The organism is Curtobacterium sp. MCBD17_040, from assembly GCF_003234805.2.
In the GTDB taxonomy this organism is placed as follows: Bacteria; Actinomycetota; Actinomycetes; order Actinomycetales; family Microbacteriaceae; genus Curtobacterium.
This window is the reverse complement of the sequence record NZ_CP126273.1, coordinates 3,188,217-3,208,677: the sequence shown is the minus strand read 5'-3', so window position 1 is coordinate 3,208,677 and position 20,461 is coordinate 3,188,217. Positions and strand designations below refer to the sequence as shown.

Here is a 20,461-nt window from a genome sequence, read left to right as displayed (position 1 = left end):
GAAGTACCTCGTCGGAGCCGAGGAGGGCTGACCGTGCCGGTCGTGCCGGTGGTCCCGGGCATGATCGACGGGTGCACATCGTCCTGAACCGCGTCGACGGCGGCACGCTCGCGACCGTCGTGTCGGACGCGGGGACCGCCCAGGGCGCGCCGGTGCACGTGGCCGCGGCGGGCCTCCCGGCCTGGATCGCGGCACACGAAGCGCCGGGCGTGCGGTGGGTGTGGGACGACACGGCCCGCTGGTACCCACAGGTGCTCGCCGCGGGCGGCCGCGTCGCGCGCTGCGTCGACCTGCGGCTGTGTCACCGGATCCTGCGCACCGCGGTCGCGACCGCGAGCTCGCCGCTCGCGACGGCGCCGGACGGTTGGTGGGACGACCTCGGCGAGGCCACCCCCGCACCGCGCGCGGACGCCCTGTTCGACGACTCGATCTTCGCGTCGGGGCCGTCGTCCACCGGACGGATCGCTGCAGATCCGGTGTCCGCTGCCGATCCCGTCGCCGAGTTCCGCGCGCAACAGGAGGCCGTGGCCGGGTCCCGGGATCCGGGTGCGCTCCGGCTGTTGCTCGCCGCCGAGTCTGCCGGGGCACTCGTCGCCGCGGAGATGCGCTTCGGGGGCTTGCCGTGGCGGGTCGACGTGCACGAGCGGATCCTCGAGGACGTGCTCGGCCCCCGCGTGCCGTACGGCGTCCGACCGCGGCGGCTCGAGGAGCTCGCCGCCGTGCTGCGCGAACGGCTCGACGACCCCGGGCTCAACCCCGACTCGCCCGCGGACGTCCTCCGCTCCCTCCGCCGGGCCGGGCTCGTCGTCGACTCCACCCGCAAGTGGGAGCTCGCGCGCCACGACCACCCGGCGATCGAACCGCTGCTCGACTACAAGCGGCGCTCCCGGTTGCTCACCGCGAACGGCTGGACGTGGCTCGACGAGTGGATCGAGGACGGCCGGTTCCACCCGGAGTACGTCGTCGGCGGTGTCGTCTCCGGGCGGTGGGCGGCCAGCGGCGGCGGAGCCCTGCAGCTGCCGAAGCAGATCCGGGCCGCGGTCGTCCCCGACCCCGGCTGGAAACTCGTCGTCGCGGACGCGGCGCAGCTCGAACCCCGTGTCCTCGCCGCGCTCGCGCAGGACCGTGCGATGGCGGAGGCCGGGCGGGGCCGCGACCTGTACGACGGCGTGGTCGCCTCGGGTGCGGTCGAGACCCGGCAGCAGGCCAAGGGCGCGATGCTCGGCGCGATGTACGGCGCCACCCAGGGCGAGGGCGGACGGCTCGTGCCCCGACTGGCGCGGGCGTACCCGAAGGCGCTCGCGCTCGTCGAGGCAGCGGCCCGGGCGGGCGAGCGGGGCGAGGTCGTCACGTCACGGCTCGGGCGGACCTCGCCGGCACCGTCCCCCGACCAGCTCGCCGCCCAGGCCCACGCGTTCTCGGCCGAGGGTTCACCGGCACTCGAACGGGCGGCGCGGAGTCGTGCGCGGAGCTGGGGTCGGTTCACCCGGAACTTCGTCGTGCAGGCGAGCGCCGCCGAGTGGGCGCTGTCGTGGCTCGCCGGACTCCGCACGCGCTTGATGGCCGAGTGGCCCGGACCGGTCACCGCCGGCCCGCACCTGGTGTTCTTCCTGCACGACGAGATCATGGTGCACACGCCCGAAGGCGACGCCGACCGTGTCGTCGAGCACGTCCGGGCCGCGGCCGCCGATGCCGGGCGCCTGTTGTTCGGGGACTTCCCCGTCGAGTTCCCGCTGCAGGTCGCGGTGGCCGACGACTACGCGTCGGCCAAGTAGGCGGCGCGACACTCGTCGGGGAGGGTGATGCGCTCCCCGCCGACCACCCGACGTCGGCTGACACGGCGAGTGACCGAGATCCGGTGGATCCCCGTCGACGTGGGGATCCACCGCGGACCCGGTCGTCCTCGGCGCCCTGCGCACCTACCGTTCCGATCACCTCCGGCACGGGCCGGAGTCCGACGACGAGAGGTGGACGACCGGATGAGCGACGACGACGAGCGGCGGGCGGGCCCCGACGGGCGCCCGCAGACGATCGCACGCCGCACGCTGGTGGGTGCAGCGGCATGGAGCATCCCGGCCATCGCGCTGAGCGCGACCACGCCCGCAGCGGCGGCGAGTGCTGGAGCGATCCTCCACGTGATGTTCGACGAGCCCGACCAACGGCCGACGGGCGGTGATCTGTCGGACGGCCGCGTGGTGCTCGTCGGCGCGGACGGGAAGCCCGTCGCTGGCGAGACGATCGTCCTCCGGGTCTCCGGGCCCGCCTTCTTCGGCGCGCCCGGGGTGACGCAGCGCACGGTGACGACGGACGCCTCGGGGACCGCACGGGCGACCGACCTGACGGCGGGGACGGCAGCCGGGACCGTGACGCTCACCGCGACCGTGAGCGGCATCGCCCCGGCGAGTGCCACCCGGACGGTGGTCCCGGCCTTCGACATCGCCGTGGTCAGTGCCGGCGGACCGACATGGCCGTTCCTGCAGGGCCCCGGCACGACGATCAGCGGGCAACCCGCGTACCGGGTGAACGGCACCTACACGTTCCGCAGTGTGATCCGGAACGCGGGCAGCGTGCCACTGCCCGCGGGGTCCCTGCTCACGTACACGTTCGGCACGATCTCGATCGGGGGCGCCACCATCGTGTCGGCCATCGAACTGGTCGGCGTCGGCGCGGACGGTGCTGCGATCGGTCTGACGACCGGCAACGTCGTCCCGACGGGTCCCGCGACCTTCCCCGGCGGGACGGTCGGCATCAGGCGCGAGTACCGCGTGGACGCACCGATCCCTACCGGGGCGAGCTTCACCCTCGAGCACTCGGCGCACATCCCGAACCGGGCCCTGCCGTTGCGCACCAACAACGGGCAGGTGCTCGTCGAGGCCGCCGCGGTCGGGGCCCCGGGGAGCGACCCGGTCCCCGGGAACGGCCAGACGTACGGGCCGCTCTTCGCCACCTACGTCATCTGAGGCCGACGACCGCCGAGCTGCACGACGCTGATCCGATCCCGTCACGCCGGAACCGCGCCCCGCGCCCCGCTGTGGGCGCGTGCGGGGAGCGCTGGCATCGTGGGCACATGCACACCGAGGACGCCAGCCGAGTACCGTTCGCCGCCGCGGCCGGCGCGCTCGCCGCGGCGGGCATCGCTGCCGTCCGAGCGGCGCGTCGCGGCCGCCCGGTCCACCCGCACGGGGTCGCACTGCGGGGGCGGATCGACTGGTACCGACGTGCGGAGCCCAGTGGCATCGGGTGGATCGACGACGGCGCTGCCGATGGCCAGGTCGTCGAGGCACGGTTGTCGCGGGGGATCGGCCTGCCGGCGGTGCTGCCCGACATCTGGGGCCTCGCTGTCCGCGCCACCACCCCGGGCGGGCCCGCAGACCTCCTGCTCGCGGCCACCGGGCTCGGGCTGCCGGATCGCTGGATGCTCCGCCCTGCCCGCACCCCCGACGGTCTCCGCTTCACGTCCCTGGTGCCGTACCGCGGCGCGCTCGGCCCCGTGCTCGTCGCCGCACGTGCGCTGCCCGGACCGACGCTGCCGTCCGATCCGAGCGCCAGCGCAGCCGTGCTCGACGAGGGCTCGTGGGTCCTCGAGCTCCTGCACGCGGAACCCCTCGGCGTGTGGCACCCCTTCGCGCGACTGGTGCTCGCCCGCGACGCAGGCACGACGGACACGGACACCGGCACGCGGTTCGACCCGATGCTGCGACCGCTCCCGGGGAGTGGGACCTACCGGTGGACCCGCGCCCTCCGTGAACCCTCCTACGCCGTCGCACGCGAGGGCCTGGCCGGCAGCGCTTCCGTCCCGCTCGGAACCACGCGGCCCCTGCCTCGGTAGCGTTGGGCAGCATGAGCGACGACGGACCTGCCCCACGGACCATCGGCGGCCGCTACCAGGTGCTCGGGACGCTCGGCCACGGCGGCATGGCGACCGTGTACCGCGCGGTCGACGAGCAGCTCGGCCGCGAGGTCGCCGTCAAGGTGTTCCGCACCGGGCCCGTCGACCACGGTGAGCGCAGCCGGGCCGAAGCCGAGATCCGCGTCCTCGCGAGCCTCCGGCACCCCTCGCTCGTCACCCTGTACGACGCGGCGATCGCCGACGGCGACGGTGAGTCGTTCCTCGTCATGGAACTGGTGCCGGGCACCGACCTGGCCACCCGCATGCGCGACGGTGCGCTCCCGCGGGGCGTCGTCGCGCACATCGGCGCGCAGGTGGCCGACGCGCTCGCCGCCGTCCACGCGCAGGGCATCGTCCACCGCGACGTCAAGCCCGCGAACGTCCTGATCGAGGACGACGCGACAGCACCGGGCGGCCTCCGGGTGAAGCTCGCGGACTTCGGCATCGCCCTGCTCCGCGACGCCGCCCGGCTGACCGGGACCGGCATGGTCATGGGCACGGCCGCGTACCTGGCGCCCGAGCAGGTGACGAACCAGGAGCTCACCGGCGAGGCGGACGTGTACGCGCTCGGGCTGCTGCTGCTCGAGGCACTCACCGGACGGCAGGCGTTCCCGGGCGGCGTCATGGAGTCCGCCACCGCGCGACTGACCCGGGCCCCCGAGATCGATCCGTCGCTGCCCGTCGCGTGGCGCACCCTGCTCCACACCATGAGCGCGATGGCGCCGGAGGACCGGCCGACCGCCGCCGAGGCCGCCGCCCGACTCCGCGCCCTGGGCCGCGACGTCGACACGGCCGCCGCGCCGACTGCCCTGCTCGATCGACCGGGAGGTCCGGGGCGCGCCGCCGCCGCAGCCGGTGCGGCTGCCGGGGTGGCCGGTGCCGCGGTCGGCGCCGTGGGCGCCGACGCTGCGCACGCGGACCGTCCGACGGCCGCGATGGACGCGCCGACGCGGGTGATGCCCACCGGAGACGCGCCGACGCGCTTGCTCACCGGCACCCAGGGCGGCGGGGCCGACGCCCCGACCGCCGTGCTCGGTGGCGGCGTGGCTGGTGCCGACGGTGGGGGTGGAGGCGGCGCCAGGGCCGGCGGGCCGGCGGGGCCGGCGGACGTGGCGCGGGATCCGGTGGACGTGGCGCGGGATCCGGCGGTGGTGGTGCCGGGCCGGGCGGACCAGGCCCGTCGGGCTCGGGAGCCGAGCGCGCGCGGCGCCGCCGGACCGCGTGGATCGTCGTCGCGGTCGTCGCCGCGCTCGTCGTCATCGGGGTCCTCGTCGCGCTCGCCGTCCGGTCACGGGGTCCGGCGACCCCGGAGCCGACCGGGACCGCCACGACCATGACCTCCGGCCCGGTGACGTCACCCCTGCCGTCCCAGGTCCCGAGCAGCGGACCGAGCGAACCCGCGCCGCCGTCCCAGACCAGCGAGCCCGCGCCGCAGCCGTCCGTCACCCCGACGACCGTGCCGCAGCCCGAGCCGACCGTGCCCGTGGCGACGCCGACCACTGCCGCCGGCACCGTGAAGCAGCACCCCGGGAAGGGCGTCGGCAACGTCGTGGAGGACGCTGCGGACGGGCACGGGAACGGACACGGGAACGCGACCGGCAACGGCAAGCGCTGACTGGCGGCCCCGGGGCGCACAGCCGCACGATGCGACGCCCGTCGCGCCGCCGGTGGCGTCCGGGTCGGATCATCGACCGCGAGCGGATGCGTGCTCGTGGTCACGGTGGAACCGCATCACGCTCGTGGCACCGCCGCGGTCGGGCACGTCGATCCGGTACCCGGTCGACGTCAGGGCGGCGACGACCCGTGACCGCCACGCCCGGTCCTCCCGGGTGGTGACCAGCCAGACCGTCCGGTGCCCTCGGGCGCACCGGAGTGCCTGCGACAGGGGCCGCCGACTCGGGAACAGCGTGTCGCGCGTGTCGGCGGAGCGCCCGGCTCTGCAGTCGACCGCGCCCGGGAACGAATCCGGGTAGAGCAGGGGGATGACGTCGAGGGTCGAGTCCGCGTCCCCCTCGACGTCGCCGTACAGCGCGGCGGTGGTCCTCGGCGCCGCACGCACCGCGCTCGATTCCCGGGCCACACGCGCCCAGTCGGTGTCCTTGCCCTCCTCGGTGCGCTGTCGCGCGTACGCCGGCGCCGCGAGGACCGCCGCGAGCACGAGGACCACGACGATCCGGCTCGGACGCCAGCCACGGATCGCCACGGCGGCGAGCAGCGCGACGGCCGGGCTGCAGAAGGCCAGGTACCGAGCCTGGTAGACGGGCGTCCAGACCACGGACACCGCGAGCAGCATGATCGTCGGGACCAGGAGCCACGCCACGAGCAGCGGGCCGGTCGTCGACCGCTCCCGCCAGCACCGCGCCAGGCCGAGACCCACCAGGAGCACGCCGAGGACCGCGAACGGCGGATCGGCGGAGAACCACTGTTCGACGACGATCTGCTTGACCGTGCCGAGGTCGGGGCGATGGAGCCAGGAGACCTGGCCCACCTGCGCGGCCGCCATCCGGACGAACGGCACGCACACCACCGCGGCCCCACCCGCGGCGCTCACGAAGCCGACGGCGAGGCGTCGGCTCGCGGTGCGGTCCGGGGAGCGGGTCGCCCACACCGCGACGGCGATCGCGTGCACGACCAGCATGAGCGCGTCGTGCAGGAACACGACGACCGCAAGCGCCGCCATGATGCCGTACAGGGTCCAGAGCAGCGTCGTCCGTGGCCGTCGTCCGAGCGGGTCCTCCCCCTGCTCGCGCAGGAGGCGACCGGCCACCGTCACGAGCACCAGGGTGAGCAGGACCGAGACGAACGCGGAGGCGGCGCCCGACCGTCCGTCGGTGGCGGACAGCGTGACCCGCGGGAGGAGCACGAAGAACGCACCCGCGAGCAGCCCGGCCGATCGATCGAGCAGCATCCGACCGAGCACCGTGACGAGCCCGGCGGTCGCACCGACGCAGAGCACCGACACGGCGCGGAGCGCGAGCGGCGAGTACCCGACGAGGTCGAACCAGCAGTGCATCGTCGCGTACCAGGCCAGATGCACGAGGTCGACGGTCCGGGCCAGGGCGAACAGCTCCGACCACGACCGGGTCGCCGCGCTCACCGTCGCACCCTCGTCCCACGTCGCGGACGGCACCCAGCAGCCGGCTCCGGTGACGAGCGTCGCGATGGCGGCCACCACGAGGGCGTCCGACCAGGGGGACCCCGCCCCTGTCCACGCCCGCCGACGCTGGCCCGCGACGTCGTCGACCGGCGGGGTCCGCGCCCGCATGGTGCTGCTCATCGCGGAAGGGTCACACGCGGGACGGGCCCACCTCGCGCTCGTCCCGGACCGTGTGGGGGTCACCGGGGGTCGAGGTCACCCCGGATGTCACCCGCTCCGGACGCCTGCACGGGGTGTCCCTCGTCCGGAGTGGCTGGCGGTCGGCGGCCAGTCCGCCACGCTAGGGCGCGTCGACGACGATCGGCCGCATCCACGACTCGTACACCGCGGCGCAGGACCTCGAGTTCTGCCGTCGCGCCGTCGGTCCCGTCCGACGGCAGCGTCGCACGGACGCTCCCGTCCCCGCGGACGAGCACGGTGGCCGTCTCGGTCGTGAGATCGGCATGACCTCCGGCGCGACGACCGTGCTGCTCAACCGTCTCGAGGCCGCCGGGCACATCGTGGGGTCACGCGAGGGCAGCGACCGTCGACGCGTCACGCTGCGACCCGTCCGGGAGGCCCGGGAACAGGCCCGCGCGTTCCTCGCCTTCTCGGGTGCGCAGATCGCGGGGTCGCTCCGTGAGACGCCGGACCCCGAGCTGGCGACGGTCATCGCGTTCCTGGAACGGATGACCGCTGCGGCCCGGCAGGCCAACGCTCGTCTCGCTCGTGGCGGTCAGAACACGGTGTAGCCGCGGTGATGGACGGCCTGCCTTCGACGGGTTGTACGCGGGCTACCACTGCTGGCGCGGTGATCGATCCGGGACTACGGTCCCTGGTCCGCGCTACGACGGGGCCGGAACCTGGTCACATGAGCGATCACGAACTTCAGCACACGGGTGACATCGTCGTCGGCGTCGACGGGTCGCCGCAGTCCAGGGAGGCCTTCCGCTACGCGGCGGACCTCGCGCGGTCCCTGCACACGAAGCTCGTCGCGGTCGGGACCTGGCAAACCCCCCAGGCCGGCTACGGAGCTGCTGTACTCACCGATTGGTCACCCGAGGAGGACGTCCGCGCGGTCCTCCATGACGCCTGCGCCGACGTGTTCCCGGACGGCCAGCCGAGCTGGTTCCGGACGAAGGTGGTGAACGGCCCCCCGGCGCGCTCGCTCATCGAGGCGAGCGAGGACGCGGTCATGCTCGTGGTCGGCAGCCGTGGTCACGGTGGCTTCGCCGGACTCCTGCTCGGTTCGGTCAGCTCGGCGTGCGCGGAGTACGCCACGTGCCCGGTGCTCGTCCATCACGACGGACCGCGCGGGCGTGCCCGAGGCGCGCGGACGGCGGACGTCCACCGCGCCTGACGGCGCTGTCCCGTGGGCCCCGCGGCGGCGGTCAGAACACGGTGTAGCCGCCGTCGATCGTCAGCACCGACCCGGTCACGAAGCTCGAGGCGTCGCTCGCCAGGAACACCATCGCCGGCCCCAGCTCGTCGGGCTCCCCGGCGCGCTGCTGCGGCGTGTCCTCGATCCAGTGGCGGTGGAACTCGGGGGCGTCGACCGGCGCCATGTCCGTCCGCATGTACCCGGGCGCGATGGCGTTCACGCGGACGTGCATCGGCGCCCACTCGGCAGCGAGGCTCCGCGTGAGGTGGTGGACGGCCGCCTTCGAGGCGTTGTAGGCGGGCTGCCACTGCGGGCGGTTGACGATCGCGCCCGACATCGATCCGACGTTGACGATCGATCCACCACCCCGCTCGATCATGTGCCGCCCGAAGACCTGGCTCGCGATCCAGAGCCCGTCGACGTTGACGCTCATGACCTCGTGCCACTCCTCGTCGGTCACGTCGAGGGCGGGCTTGTGGATGCAGGCGCCCGCGTTGTTGACGAGGACGTCGACCCGCCCGAACCGGTCGACCGCGGCGGCGAGGAGCCGCTCGACGTCATCGCGGCGGGTCACGTCCGCGAGGACGGTCAGGACGTCGGCACCGAGCGCGCCGAGTTCGGCCTCGACGGTCGCGGCAGCGTCCGCGTCCCGCCCGACGACCACGACGTTCGCCCCGGCCTCCGCGAGGGCCGTGGCGAAGGCCCTGCCGAGCCCGCGGGTCGAACCGGTGACGACGGCGGTCCGTCCGGTCATGTCGAAACGGTCCAGGACGGGCATGGCGTTCCTCTTCCTCGGGGAGTCGCTGGGTGGTGTGCACCCAGCGTGCTCCCTCGGTGGGACGGCGGTGCCGTCGGCCGCGCCTCCCGGACCACTGACCCGAGCTCGAGTGAACAGCGGGTGACGGCCCGCCGCGGCCCGGGCGCGGCGGGCCGTCCGAGGAGCATGCTCGGAGCATGTCGATGATGGAACCCCTGACACCCGGCGGTGGCGATCCCGAGGGCGGTCTGCCCGGCGGCGACGGGCCCGAGGGCGGTCTGCCCGAGGGCGTCGACTTCGACGACGCGGACTTCGAGGACGAGGACCCCGCGGCCCCGAGCGTGTTCCGCACGCCGGTCGTGGGCCGCGGCCTCACCGAGGAGGAGCTGCAGGACGACCTCCGCGACGAGGAACGCGACGACCAGCTCGGGGACTGACACCGGCGAACCCGGTCGTCGGGCTGGCGCCGGCCCGCGGTGTTGCCCTCGGTGACGGTCGGTCGTCGGGGGTCCCGGGGGTGCGGCAGGATCGACGCATGACCAACCGCATCCTCACCACGCACACCGGGAGCCTGCCGCGTTCCCCCGAGCTCACCCGGTTGCTCGTGGCACGCGATCAGGGTCACGACATCGACGTCGACGCGCTCCGTGCGGAGACCGACCGCGTACTCGCACGCACCGTCGAACAGCAGCTCACCACGGGTCTCGACGTCGTCAACGACGGTGAGGTCCCCCGCGTCGGGTTCTCGACCTACATCCGCGACCGCATCGACGGCTTCGGCGGGGTCGGCCATCGCAAGCCCACGCTGGACTCGATCAAGTTCCCCGAGTACGCCGCCTTCCAGGCGCGGCAGATCGACGAGGGTGCGGAGTTCGCCCGGGTCTGGGACACCCCGCTGGCGCAGGGACTGCTCCACTACGACGAGGAGCGTGCCGGGGTCCGGTCCGACCTCGACGCGTTCGAACGGGAGCTGGCGCGGAACGCCGAGGCCGGGCGTCGTCCCGCGGGCACGTTCGTGTCCGCCGCGACCCCGGGCATCGTCGCGACGACCCTGCTCCTCGACGAGGAGAACCCCCACTACGGCGACCACCGCGAGTACGTGTTCGCGCTCGCCGAGGAGCTCCGCGTCGAGTACGAGGAGATCGTGGCACGCGGGCACACGCTGCAGCTCGACGCCCCGGACCTCGCCATGGAGCGGGTCATCCACTTCGGCGACGCGACGCTCGACGAGTTCCTGGCCGCCGTCGACCTGCACGTCGAGGCGATCAACCGGGCCCTCCGGAACATCCCGAAGGACCGCGTGCGACTCCACGTCTGTTGGGGCAACTGGCAGGGCCCGCACCAGGACGACGTCCCCGTCGACGAGCTGCTCGAGCACCTCTACCGGGCCGAGGTCGGGGCGTTCAGCATCCCGTTCGGGAACCCCGCCCACCAGCACGAACTCCCCGCCTTCCGGCACCACCCGCTGCCCGACGACGCCCTGTTGATCCCGGGCGTCATCGACGTCACGACCAACTACCTCGAGCACCCGCAGGTCGTGGCGAACCGGATCGTCGAGGCCGCAGAGGCCGTGGGCGACCCGGCACGCGTCATCGCGGGGACCGACTGCGGGCTCGCCACCTTCGCGAGCTACGAGTTCGTGGCGACCGACGTCGCGTGGGCCAAGCTCGGCGCACTCGTCGAGGGCGCGGCGATCGCCTCCCGGCGCCTGTTCGGCTGACGCTGCCGACCGGGGCGGTCAGGCCGCGGGCCTGCCGGTGACGCCCTCGGCCGGGGCGGTCAGGCCGCGACGGCGGCGTCGTGTCGGGGCTCGACCCAGACGACGGTGACCCCGACGCCGAGCACGTCGAGCGCACGCCGCACGGCGTCATCACGGTCGCACGCACCGAGCACGGCCACCGCGACCTCGGTGCTGCCGGACTCGGTGTAGGCCACGGTCCAGAACGGTGTCGGAGCCACGTCGACCACCTCTTCCCTCTCGCCGATCGCTGCGTGTCGCTGTGCAGGGTGTTCGGAACGGGGCACCGGGGCGGTTGGGTGTCGGCCCAGGCGCCGGGAGTTCCATCGACGGCATGACGACGCTCCCCGGTGGAACCCTGACCCTCGCCGGCGACCTCACCGTGACCCGCTTCGGCTACGGCGCGATGCAGCTCGCGGGACCCGGGGTGATGGGTCCGCCCGAGGACCGCCAGGGCGCCGAGGAGGTCCTCCGCGCCGTGATCGAGCTCGGCATCACCCACATCGACACGAGCGACTACTACGGCCCGTTCATGGTCAACGAGCTCATCCGCGAGACCCTGCACCCGTACCCCGAGGGACTGCACATCGTCACGAAAGTCGGCGCGCGGCGGACGGCCGACGGCGACTGGCCCTCGGCGCTCGGCCGCGAGGACCTGCGTGAAGCGATCGACGAGAACCTCGAGCACCTCGGCGTCGAGGTTATGGACGTCGTGAACCTCCGCGTCGGCGGGGCGTTCGGTGCCGAGGAGGGCTCGATCGCCGAGCCGTACGAAGCGCTCGTCGAACTCCAGCAGGAGGGCCGCATCCGGCACCTCGGCATCAGCAACGTGACCATGGCGCAGTTCGAGGAGGCCCGGAGCATCGCTCCGTTCGTCACCGTCCAGAACCACTACAACCTCGCGCACCGCGACGACGACGCGCTCGTCGACCGCTGCGCGGAGCTCGGCATCGGGTTCACGCCGTTCTTCCCGCTCGGCGGCTTCAACCCGCTCCAGTCGGACACGCTGGGACGGGTGGCGGCGCGCCTGGGTGCGTCGCCCCTCCAGATCGCGCTCGCCTGGCTGCTGCAGCGCTCGCCGGTGATGCTGCTCATCCCGGGCACGAAGTCGGTGCAGCACCTGCACGAGAACGTCGAGGGCGCGGGCATCGAGTTGCCCGCGGACGCGCTCGAGGAGCTCGACGCCATCGGGCGCTGACGACCTCCGCGGACGTCGCACCGCCCGGTTCCCGTTGCACCGCGGGATCGCGCGGCGCAACGGGACGAACGCGGTGCGACGCCGAGCGCCCCGCTACGGGACCAGGTGCCCGGCGGCGGTGAACAGCCGGTACCAGTCCGGCCGCGACAGCCGGACATCCGACCCGGCGGCCGAGTCCCGCACACGCTGCGGGTTCGTCGTGCCGAGGACGACCTGCATCTGCGCCGGGTGGCGGGTGATCCAGGCCACGGCGATGCCGGTCGGGGTGCAGTCGTACGCGTCGGCGAGCTCGTCGATGACGTCGTTGAGCTCCCCGTACTGCTCGCGGTCGCCCAGGAACACGCCGTCGAAGAACCCCTTCTGGAACGGCGACCACGCCTGCAGGGTGATGTCGTTGAGGCGCGAGTAGTCGAGGATGCCGTTGTCACGGTCGACCGACTGCTCGAGCCCGGCCATGTTCGAGGCGACGCCCTGCGCGACGAGGTTCGCGTGCGTGATGCTCAGCTGCACCTGGTTGAACGCGAGCGGCTGCCGGACCGAGCGCTTGAGGAGCTCGACCTGACCGGGCGTGTGGTTCGAGACACCGAAGTGCTTGACCTTGCCGGCCGTGTGGAGCTCGTCGAACGCCGCGGCGACCTCGTCGGGCTCGACGAGTGCGTCGGGCCGGTGCAGGAGCAGGACGTCGATGTGATCGGTGTGCAGGGCCTCGAGCGAGCCGTCGACCGACTCGAGGATGTGCTCCTTCGAGAAGTCGAAGTACCCGTCGCGGATCCCGACCTTGGTCTGGATGACGATCTCGTCCCGCTCGGAGGACGAGAGTCCGAGCGCCTCGCCGAACCGGCGCTCGCAGTGGTGCATCGCGCCGCCGTACACGGCCGCGTGGTCGAACATCGTGATCCCGGCGTCCCGGGCGGTGCCGACGAGGGTGCGGATCTCCTCGTCGGACATGTCGGTGATCCGCATGAGTCCGAGCACGATGTCGGACGCGGTCAGGTCGGTCTGTGGCAACTCCAGTGTCTTCACGCTCCGATCTTCCTCCCTCGGCCCGCTTCGTGCGCCAGCGACCGGGAGGCGCGGTGCGGGCCCGTCACGTGCTCGTCGCCGTGCCGTGCGTGTGCGTGGTGACGGTTCCGACGCCGAGGTGTCCCGCGATGGGGAGCCGCACGACGACGGTCAGGCCGCCGCCCGGGGTGTCGTCGACCTCGACCGATCCGTCCATCGCCTCGATGAACCCGCGGGCGAGCGCCAGTCCGAGGCCGAGCCCCGTGTCGTTGTCCGTGTCCCCGAGTCGCTGGAACGGCATGAACACGTCGTCCCGACGCTCCGGTGGGATGCCCGGGCCCTGGTCCGCGATGCGCAGCTCGACCATGCCGCCGAACGCACTGGCCGCCACGCGGACGCGGGTCCCCGCGGGGGCGTAGCGCTCGGCGTTCGCGAGCAGGTTCACGACGACCCGCTGCAGCAGCACCGCGTCGGCACGGACCGGCGGGAGCTCGGCGGGCAGGTCGAGGTCGACGGCGCCCGGGCCGAGCTCGAGCTCGTCGAGCGCCGGAGCGACGACGGTGTCGACGCCGATCGGTGCGGTCGCCACGGCGAGCGCGCCCGCCTGGACCCGCGAGACGTCGAGCAGGTCCGCGAGCAGTGACCCGAGGGTCCGCAGGCTCTCGTCGGCGGTGGTGAGGAGGACCTCCCGGTCGTGGTCGGACAGGGTGACGTCCTGCGCGCGGAGACCTTGGATCGCGGCCGACGCGGCGGCCAGCGGCCGACGCACGTCGTGCCCGACGGCGGCGAGGATGGCGCTGCGCACCCGGTCCGCCGCCGCGATCCGTTCCGCCTCGCCCGCCGTCCGCGCCAGGGTGCGGTGGTCGAGCGCCACGTCGATCTGCCGCTCGACGACGCGGAGCAACCGCTGTCCGCCCGGGTCGGCGGAACCGTGGAACTCGACCGTGCCGCCGGACTGGAGGCGCGTGGTCGCGCTCGGCGCACCACGCACGGCGCCGGCCTCGGCGACGACGTCCTCACCCTGCCGGACGAGCACACCGTCGAACCCGAACGCCTCACGCGCTCGGTCGACGAGTGCCTGCAGGGCGTCGTCCCCGCGCAGGACGCTGCCGGCGATCCCGACCAGGAGCGCGGACTCGGCGGCGGCACGGCGGGCGGCGCGCGATCGTCGCGCGGACCGGTCCACGACCCAGCTCACCGCGACGGCGCTCGCCACGTAGAGGATGAGGGCCGCGAGGTGCCAGGGCCGCTGCACGGTCACCGTGTACAGGGATTGCACGAAGAAGAAGTCGAGGGACAGCCCCGACAGCACCGCCGCGAACACGGCCGGCCACATCCCGCCGACGAGCGCCACGACGAGCACGAGCATCTGGTAGGCGAGCACCTCGACCGTGATCGCGTCGCGGTCGCCCACGGAGGACAGCACGAACGTCAGGAGCGGCCCGATCGCGAGGGCCAGGAGGAACGCGGCCACGACCCGGGAGCGCGACAGACTGCCGCCCAGTCGGGGGAGTGCGAGGCGGCCCCCGGCGGCGCTGTGCGTCACGATGTGGACGTCGATGTCACCGGACTCGCGCACGATGGTCGTGCCGATGCCCGGACCGGTCAGCGCGGCGAGCACCCGCGACCGACGGCTCACCCCGATCACGATCTGGGTCGCGTCGACGGATCGGGCGAACCGCACGAGCGTGGTCGGGACGTCGTCCCCGACGACCTGGTGGTAGGTGCCGCCGAGCTGCTCGACGAGTGCGCGCTGGCGACCGAGCGCACCCGGATGGCGCTCGCGGAGGCCGTCGCTCGTGGTGACGTGCACGGCGGCGAGCTCGCCGCCGGCGGACCGGGCGGCGATCCGTGCCCCGCGGCGGAGCAGGGTCTCGCCCTCGGGGCCGCCGGTGAGTGCGACCAGGACGCGATCCCGGGCCTCCCACTTGTGCTGGATGCCGTGCTCGGCGCGGTACTTCTTCAGGGCGTCGTCGACCTCGTCGGCGAGCCAGAGGAGCGCGAGCTCGCGGAGCGCCGTCAGGTTCCCGAGCCGGAAGTAGTTGGACAGCGCGGCGTCGATCCGGGCCGCGGGGTAGACCAGCCCGTCGGAGAGCCGGTCTCGCAGGGCCTGCGGCGAGAGGTCGACGACCTCGATCTGGTCGGCGGCCCGGACGACCGCGTCGGGGACGGTCTCGCGCTGCACCGTGCCCGTGATCTCCTGCACGACGGTCGACAGCGACTGCATGTGCTGCACGTTCACCGTCGAGATCACGTCGATCCCGGCGGCGAGGATCGCCTCGACGTCCTGCCAGCGCTTGTCGTGCGGGCTGCCCGGGGCGTTCGTGTGGGCGAGTTCGTCGACGAGCGCGACGTCCGGGCGGCGGGCGAGCACGGCCTCCAGGTCCATGTCGTCGAGCCGGACACCGCGGTGTTCGACCGTGCGCCGCGGGACCAGCTCGAGCCCCGCCACGAGGGCCGCGGTCGCCGCGCGGCCGTGGGTCTCCACCACGGCCACGACGACGTCACGGCCCTCGTCGCGGAGGCGGCGGCCCTCCTCGAGCATGGTGTAGGTCTTGCCGACGCCCGGGGCGGCGCCGAGCAGGACCCGGAGGCGTCCCCGCTGCATGCTCGTCGTCCTCAGCGCAGGTCGGCGAGCGCGAGGTTGAGCTCGAGCACGTCCACCGTCGGGTCACCGAGGAACCCGAGCTGGCGTCCGGCGGTGTGGTCCTCGACGAGCTGCCGGACCCGCGTCGTGGACAGGCCGCGGGCGTGGGCGACGCGGTCGACCTGCTCGAGCGCGGACGCCGGGCTGATGTCGGGGTCGAGGCCCGAGCCGGACGCGGTGACGGCGTCGGCCGGCACGGCGGAGACGGGCACGCCGTCGGCCTTCGCGATGGCGGCGCGGCGCTCCCGGACGGCCGTGACGAGGTCGGGGTTGTCCGGGCCGAGGTTCGAGCCGGAGGACGCGTTGGCGTCGTACCCGTCCCCCGCCGCGGAGGGGCGCGACCGGAACCAACGGTCGATCGTGGCGCCCTTCCGCGTCGTGAACGACTGGCCGACGAGCGACGAGCCGACGACGTGGCCGGACGAGTCCTGGACCATCGAGCCGTTCGCCTGGTGTGGGAACGCGACCTGCCCGACGCCCCAGACGGCGAGCGGGTACCCGACGCCGAGGACGATCGTGCTGAGGACGGTGAGACGGAGGGCGACGCCCGCCGTGCGGAGTGTGGTGCGTGTCGATGCCATGGTGTGGAACTCCTCGTTGCCGGGCTCAGAAGCCCGGGATGAGACCGACGATGAGGTCGATGATCTTGATGCCGATGAACGGCACGATGACGCCGCCGAGGCCGTAGACGAGCAGGTTCCGGCCGAGGATGCTCGACGCGGACGCTGCCCGGTACGTGACGCCGCGGAGCGACAGGGGGATGAGCGCGACGATGACGAGCGCGTTGAACACGACCGCGCTGAGGATCGCCGACGCCGGGCTGTGCAGGTGCATGACGTTGAGCACCGCCAGGCCGGGGAACGCCACCTGGAACATCGCGGGGATGATCGCGAAGTACTTCGCGACGTCGTTCGCGATCGAGAACGTGGTGAGCGCCCCGCGGGTGATGAGCAACTGCTTGCCGATCCGCACGACGTCGATGAGCTTCGTCGGGTCCGAGTCGAGGTCGACCATGTTGCCGGCCTCCTTGGCCGCGGTCGTGCCCGTGTTCATCGCGACGCCGACGTCGGCCTGAGCGAGCGCCGGGGCGTCGTTCGTGCCGTCACCGGTCATCGCGACGAGGTTGCCGCCCTCCTGCTCCTGCTTGATGAGCCGCAGCTTGTCCTCGGGCGTCGCCTCGGCGAGGAAGTCGTCGACGCCCGCCTCGGCCGCGATCGCGGCCGCCGTGCGCGGGTTGTCACCCGTGATCATGACGGTGCGGATGCCCATGGCGCGCATGTCCGCGAAGCGCTCGGCGATGCCGTCCTTGACGACGTCCTTGAGGTGCACGACGCCGAGGAGGGCCGTGGTGCCGCCGGCGTCCCGGCGCGCGACGACGAGTGGGGTCCCGCCCTGGTCCGAGATCTCCGCCACGGTGGCGTCGACCTGGGCGACCACGGCGCTGTCGCTCGTCCCGGCCCAGGCGAGCACCGCGGCCGCGGCGCCCTTCCGGACCTGCGTGCCGTCACGGAGGTCGACACCGGACATGCGGGTCTGCGCCGTGAAGGGGACCTCGACCGCGCCCGCGGGGGCGCCCGTCGGGGCGCCGGCCTGGGCGGCGAGCTCCACGATCGAGCGGCCCTCCGGCGTGCCGTCGGCGGCCGACGAGAGCGCGGTGGCGGCCATGAGTTCGGCCTCCGTCACCGCGCCGACCGGGACGACCCGGGAGGCCCGGCGGTTGCCGTACGTGATCGTGCCGGTCTTGTCGAGGAGCAGTGTGGTGATGTCGCCGGCGGCCTCGACCGCGCGGCCCGACATCGCGAGCACGTTGTGCTGGACCAGCCGGTCCATGCCGGCGATGCCGATCGCGGAGAGCAGCGCACCGATCGTCGTCGGGATGAGGCAGACGAGCAGGGCGATGAGCACCGTGACGCTGACGGTCGACCCGACGAGGCCGGCGAGTGGCTGCAGCGTGAGGCAGACGATGACGAAGATGATCGACAGCGACGCGAGCAGGATGTTGAGCGCGATCTCGTTCGGGGTCTTCTGCCGTGCCGCGCCCTCGACGAGCCGGATCATCCGGTCGATGAACGTCTCGCCCGGCGTCGACGTGATCCGCACGACGATCCGGTCGGACAGCACGCGCGTGCCGCCCGTGACGGCCGATCGGTCGCCGCCGGACTCGCGGATGACGGGGGCGGACTCGCCCGTGACGGCCGATTCGTCGACCGAGGCGATGCCGTCGATGACGTCGCCGTCGCCCGGGATCACGTCGTTCGCCTCGACGAGCACGACGTCGCCCTTGGCCAGGTCGACGCTGGCGACCTCCTCGGTCTGTGCCCGGTGGGCAGCGGGGTCTCCGGCTCGGTCGTACGCGACGACACGGCGGGCCGTCGTCGTGCTGCGGGTCTTCCGGAGCGCGTCGGCCTGCGCCTTGCCGCGCCCCTCGGCCACGGACTCGGCGAGGTTCGCGAACACGACCGTGAGCCAGAGCCAGATCGCGATCGCCCAGGTGAAGGACGCGGGGACGGCCGCAGCGCCCGCTGCCGGCTCGTGCGAGAGGGAGTCGACGATCGCGGTGACCGTCGTCAGCGCGGCGCCGACCTCGACGATGAACATGACGGGGTTCCCCCACATCATGCGGGGGTCGAGCTTGCGGACGGCGCCCGGGAGGCCGGCGGCGAGCTGCCGGGGGCCGAACGCGGCGTTCCGCCGGGTGGGGTGGTCGGACACGGTCGTGTCCTCGGTTTCGGGAGCGATGGTGCTCATCGGACGAGTCCTTCTGCGAGGGGGCCCAGTGCGAGGACCGGGAAGTAGGTCAGGGCGGTGACGATCACGGCGACACCGGCGAGCAGGACGATGAACAGCGGGCGGTGCGTCGGCAGCGTCCCGGAGGTGGCGGGCACGTGGTCCTGCTGGGCGAGGGACCCGGCGAGCGCGAGCACGAGCACGATCGGGACGAACCGGCCCAGGGCCATCGCGACCGCGAGGGCCGAGTTCATCCACGTCGTGTTCGCGGTGATGCCGCCGAACGCGGACCCGTTGTTGTTCGCGGCGCTCGTGAACGCGTAGAGCAGCTCGGAGAACCCGTGGTTGCCCGGGTTGGAGATCGAGGTGTGCTCGACCTGCTGCGCGACGCCGGGGATCACGAGGGAGAGTCCCGCGCCGAGCAGGACGATCGCCGGTGTGACGAGCACGTACAGGGACGCGAACGTCATCTCGCGGGCACGGATCTTCTTGCCGAGGTACTCGGGCGTGCGGCCGACGAGCAGGCCGGCGATGAACACCGTGATGACGGCGAGGACGAGCATGCCGTACAGGCCGGACCCGGTCCCACCCGGCGCGATCTCGCCGAGCATCATGTTGATCATCGCCATCATGCCGCCGAGCGGGGTCTGGCTGTCGATCATTCCGTCCACGGCGCCGGTGGACGTGATGGTCGAGGAGGTGTTGAAGATCGTCGTCCCGATGACGCCGAACCGGACCTCCTTGCCCTCCATCGCGGCACCCGCGAGGTGGGTCGCGGTGCCGCCGCCGGCGAGCTCGAGTGACGACATCGCCGAGAGCGAGACGAGGAAGATGACGCCCATCGTGGCGAGGATGGCGTACCCCTGGCGGCGGTCGCCGACCATCGTGCCGAACGTGCGCGGCAGGCTGAACGGGATCGCCAGCAGCAGGAACACCTCGAGGAGGTTCGTCCACGGCTGCGGGTTCTCGAACGGGTGGGCGGAGTTCGCGTTGAAGAACCCGCCGCCGTTCGTGCCGAACTCCTTGATGGCCTCCTGCGACGCCGCGGGGCCACCCGCGATCGTCTGCGTGCCGCCCGCGAGCGTGTGGACGGTGGTCGGGTCGAGGAAGTTCTGCACCGCACCGCCCGCGATGAGGACGATCGCGAACACGAAGGACACCGGCAGCAGCAGACGCCACACTGTGCGGACCGTGTCCACCCAGAAGTTGCCGAGGGTCCCGGTACGTCGCCGGGCGAATCCGCGGACGAGCGCCGCGGCGACCGCCATGCCGACCGCGGCCGACAGGAAGTTCTGCACGGCCAGGCCGGCCATCTGGACCGTGTAGCCCATGGTGAGCTCGGGGGAGTACGATTGCCAGTTCGTGTTCGTCACGAACGAGACCGCCGTGTCGAACGCCAGGCTCGGCGTGACCGCGGGCAGTCCGAGGCTCGCGGGGAGCACGGCCTGCAGGCGCTCGAGCGTGTAGATGGCGAACACGCCGACCACGCTGAACAGCAGGACGCTCCGCAGGTACGCGGGCCAGGACTGCTCGGCGTCGGGGTCCACCCCGATGAGCCGGTAGACGCCGCGCTCCACCCGCATGTGCTTCGTGGGCGTGTAGATGCGGGCCATGTGGTCGCCGAGCGGACGGTGCACGACGACGAGGAGCAGCACGAGCGCCGCGACGGACGCGATGCCCGCCCAGGTCTCCGCGGCGCTCATCAGAACCGCTCCGGGCGCACGAGCGCCCACACGACGTAGCCGATGGAGGCGATGCCGAGCACGCCCGCGACGATGGTGATGACGATCACAGGCGTTCCACCCCCTTGCCGATGAGCGCGATCACGCCGAACAGCGCGACCGTGCCGAGGACGACGAACACGTCGAACACGAGGACCAACTCCTGGTTGTCAGCTGGCCGAGGCCGGAGCCGGGGCCGCACCCGATCTGGATGCCGGAAGCGATCGTGCGCCTGGCGCGGAGTCCGACCGGCCGTCCTCACGGA

At 73.1% G+C, this 20,461-nt stretch carries 19 protein-coding genes; 10 read left to right on the top strand and 9 right to left on the bottom strand.

Annotated elements, in window-relative coordinates; genetic code table 11:
- Positions 1–71 precede the first annotated feature (71 nt).
- The 5 genes from DEI94_RS15105 (at position 72) to DEI94_RS15085 (ending at position 5,504) form a co-directional block, all read left to right on the top strand.
- Positions 72–1,775, top strand: coding sequence for a bifunctional 3'-5' exonuclease/DNA polymerase (locus tag DEI94_RS15105; RefSeq protein WP_258377948.1), 1,704 nt, complete (start codon positions 72–74; stop codon positions 1,773–1,775).
- A gap of 204 nt (positions 1,776–1,979) precedes the next feature.
- Positions 1,980–2,960 (top strand): Ig-like domain-containing protein, encoded by a 981-nt coding sequence (locus DEI94_RS15100; RefSeq protein WP_146249422.1) that lies wholly within the window; start codon positions 1,980–1,982, stop codon positions 2,958–2,960.
- A gap of 107 nt (positions 2,961–3,067) precedes the next feature.
- Positions 3,068–3,829, top strand: a complete 762-nt coding sequence (locus DEI94_RS15095) for a hypothetical protein (protein WP_258377947.1) — start codon at positions 3,068–3,070, stop codon at positions 3,827–3,829.
- Between the two features lie 11 nt (positions 3,830–3,840).
- Positions 3,841–5,226: a serine/threonine-protein kinase gene (locus DEI94_RS15090; RefSeq protein WP_284183716.1), complete on the top strand. Its 1,386-nt coding sequence runs from the start codon at positions 3,841–3,843 to the stop codon at positions 5,224–5,226.
- Entirely contained in the window at positions 5,223–5,504 is a 282-nt protein-coding gene (locus tag DEI94_RS15085) for a hypothetical protein (RefSeq protein ID WP_284183715.1), read from the top strand. Before DEI94_RS15090 ends, DEI94_RS15085 begins: the two co-directional genes overlap by 4 nt.
- 69 nt (positions 5,505–5,573) lie before the next feature.
- Here DEI94_RS15085 and DEI94_RS15080 read toward each other — a convergent pair whose 3' ends face one another.
- Complete coding sequence (locus tag DEI94_RS15080) at positions 5,574–7,166, bottom strand: glycosyltransferase family 39 protein (protein WP_111025889.1); 1,593 nt, start codon at positions 7,164–7,166, stop codon at positions 5,574–5,576.
- Between the two features lie 323 nt (positions 7,167–7,489).
- Between DEI94_RS15080 and DEI94_RS15075 the strand changes: the two genes are divergently transcribed.
- Together DEI94_RS15075 and DEI94_RS15070 are read left to right on the top strand one after the other, a co-directional pair.
- Positions 7,490–7,777 carry a winged helix DNA-binding protein gene (locus DEI94_RS15075; RefSeq protein ID WP_181434782.1) on the top strand — a complete coding sequence of 96 codons (288 nt, stop codon included), beginning with the start codon at positions 7,490–7,492 and terminating at the stop codon, positions 7,775–7,777.
- A gap of 119 nt (positions 7,778–7,896) precedes the next feature.
- Positions 7,897–8,385: a universal stress protein gene (locus tag DEI94_RS15070; protein WP_111010571.1), complete on the top strand. Its 489-nt coding sequence runs from the start codon at positions 7,897–7,899 to the stop codon at positions 8,383–8,385.
- A 31-nt stretch (positions 8,386–8,416) separates the two neighbouring features.
- On the opposite strand, the gene DEI94_RS15065 is transcribed toward DEI94_RS15070, so the two are convergent.
- The gene (locus tag DEI94_RS15065) at positions 8,417–9,184 is read right to left on the bottom strand and encodes an SDR family NAD(P)-dependent oxidoreductase (protein ID WP_111010572.1); all 768 of its coding nucleotides are present in this window, start codon (positions 9,182–9,184) and stop codon (positions 8,417–8,419) included.
- Between the two features lie 176 nt (positions 9,185–9,360).
- Between DEI94_RS15065 and DEI94_RS15060 the strand changes: the two genes are divergently transcribed.
- Positions 9,361–9,600: a hypothetical protein gene (locus DEI94_RS15060; protein ID WP_111010573.1), complete on the top strand. Its 240-nt coding sequence runs from the start codon at positions 9,361–9,363 to the stop codon at positions 9,598–9,600.
- A gap of 98 nt (positions 9,601–9,698) precedes the next feature.
- Positions 9,699–10,883, top strand: a complete 1,185-nt coding sequence (locus DEI94_RS15055) for a cobalamin-independent methionine synthase II family protein (RefSeq protein ID WP_111025883.1) — start codon at positions 9,699–9,701, stop codon at positions 10,881–10,883.
- 59 nt (positions 10,884–10,942) lie between these two features.
- On the opposite strand, the gene DEI94_RS15050 is transcribed toward DEI94_RS15055, so the two are convergent.
- Positions 10,943–11,122 carry a hypothetical protein gene (locus DEI94_RS15050; RefSeq protein WP_146249420.1) on the bottom strand — a complete coding sequence of 60 codons (180 nt, stop codon included), beginning with the start codon at positions 11,120–11,122 and terminating at the stop codon, positions 10,943–10,945.
- A 113-nt stretch (positions 11,123–11,235) separates the two neighbouring features.
- Here DEI94_RS15050 and DEI94_RS15045 point away from each other — a divergent pair, with 113 nt between their 5' ends.
- Entirely contained in the window at positions 11,236–12,099 is an 864-nt protein-coding gene (locus DEI94_RS15045) for an oxidoreductase (RefSeq protein ID WP_111025879.1), read from the top strand.
- Between the two features lie 93 nt (positions 12,100–12,192).
- Here DEI94_RS15045 and DEI94_RS15040 read toward each other — a convergent pair whose 3' ends face one another.
- The 6 genes from DEI94_RS15040 to DEI94_RS15015 all read right to left on the bottom strand — a co-directional run bounded on the left by DEI94_RS15040 (position 12,193) and on the right by DEI94_RS15015 (position 20,267).
- A complete protein-coding gene (locus DEI94_RS15040; RefSeq protein WP_181441724.1) occupies positions 12,193–13,122 on the bottom strand; it encodes an aldo/keto reductase in 930 nt (309 codons plus the stop codon).
- A gap of 64 nt (positions 13,123–13,186) precedes the next feature.
- The gene (locus DEI94_RS15035; protein WP_111025877.1) at positions 13,187–15,709 is read right to left on the bottom strand and encodes an ATP-binding protein; all 2,523 of its coding nucleotides are present in this window, start codon (positions 15,707–15,709) and stop codon (positions 13,187–13,189) included.
- Positions 15,710–15,720: 11 nt separating this feature from the next.
- Positions 15,721–16,329: a K(+)-transporting ATPase subunit C gene (gene kdpC / locus DEI94_RS15030; RefSeq protein ID WP_111025876.1), complete on the bottom strand. Its 609-nt coding sequence runs from the start codon at positions 16,327–16,329 to the stop codon at positions 15,721–15,723.
- Positions 16,330–16,354: 25 nt separating this feature from the next.
- Complete coding sequence (gene kdpB / locus DEI94_RS15025; protein ID WP_111025874.1) at positions 16,355–18,496, bottom strand: potassium-transporting ATPase subunit KdpB; 2,142 nt, start codon at positions 18,494–18,496, stop codon at positions 16,355–16,357.
- Positions 18,493–20,178: a potassium-transporting ATPase subunit KdpA gene (kdpA, locus tag DEI94_RS15020; RefSeq protein WP_111012957.1), complete on the bottom strand. Its 1,686-nt coding sequence runs from the start codon at positions 20,176–20,178 to the stop codon at positions 18,493–18,495. Before kdpA ends, kdpB begins: the two co-directional genes overlap by 4 nt.
- The gene (locus DEI94_RS15015) at positions 20,178–20,267 is read right to left on the bottom strand and encodes a potassium-transporting ATPase subunit F (protein ID WP_111025872.1); all 90 of its coding nucleotides are present in this window, start codon (positions 20,265–20,267) and stop codon (positions 20,178–20,180) included. Before DEI94_RS15015 ends, kdpA begins: the two co-directional genes overlap by 1 nt.
- Positions 20,268–20,461: the final 194 nt, after the last annotated feature.

Bases quoted from the DNA above. Each gene is read 5' to 3' on its own strand.
- DEI94_RS15060 (WP_111010573.1), top strand. From the start codon at position 9,361: ATGTCGATGATGGAACCCCTGACACCCGGCGGTGGCGATCCCGAGGGC.
- kdpB (WP_111025874.1), bottom strand. From the start codon at position 18,496: ATGAGCACCATCGCTCCCGAAACCGAGGACACGACCGTGTCCGACCAC.
- kdpC (WP_111025876.1), bottom strand. From the start codon at position 16,329: ATGGCATCGACACGCACCACACTCCGCACGGCGGGCGTCGCCCTCCGT.
- DEI94_RS15070 (WP_111010571.1), top strand. From the start codon at position 7,897: ATGAGCGATCACGAACTTCAGCACACGGGTGACATCGTCGTCGGCGTC.
- kdpA (WP_111012957.1), bottom strand. From the start codon at position 20,178: ATGAGCGCCGCGGAGACCTGGGCGGGCATCGCGTCCGTCGCGGCGCTC.
- DEI94_RS15035 (WP_111025877.1), bottom strand. From the start codon at position 15,709: ATGCAGCGGGGACGCCTCCGGGTCCTGCTCGGCGCCGCCCCGGGCGTC.
- DEI94_RS15080 (WP_111025889.1), bottom strand. From the start codon at position 7,166: ATGAGCAGCACCATGCGGGCGCGGACCCCGCCGGTCGACGACGTCGCG.
- DEI94_RS15095 (WP_258377947.1), top strand. From the start codon at position 3,068: ATGCACACCGAGGACGCCAGCCGAGTACCGTTCGCCGCCGCGGCCGGC.
- DEI94_RS15075 (WP_181434782.1), top strand. From the start codon at position 7,490: ATGACCTCCGGCGCGACGACCGTGCTGCTCAACCGTCTCGAGGCCGCC.
- DEI94_RS15045 (WP_111025879.1), top strand. From the start codon at position 11,236: ATGACGACGCTCCCCGGTGGAACCCTGACCCTCGCCGGCGACCTCACC.
- DEI94_RS15085 (WP_284183715.1), top strand. From the start codon at position 5,223: ATGACCTCCGGCCCGGTGACGTCACCCCTGCCGTCCCAGGTCCCGAGC.
- DEI94_RS15100 (WP_146249422.1), top strand. From the start codon at position 1,980: ATGAGCGACGACGACGAGCGGCGGGCGGGCCCCGACGGGCGCCCGCAG.
- DEI94_RS15055 (WP_111025883.1), top strand. From the start codon at position 9,699: ATGACCAACCGCATCCTCACCACGCACACCGGGAGCCTGCCGCGTTCC.
- DEI94_RS15090 (WP_284183716.1), top strand. From the start codon at position 3,841: ATGAGCGACGACGGACCTGCCCCACGGACCATCGGCGGCCGCTACCAG.
- DEI94_RS15065 (WP_111010572.1), bottom strand. From the start codon at position 9,184: ATGCCCGTCCTGGACCGTTTCGACATGACCGGACGGACCGCCGTCGTC.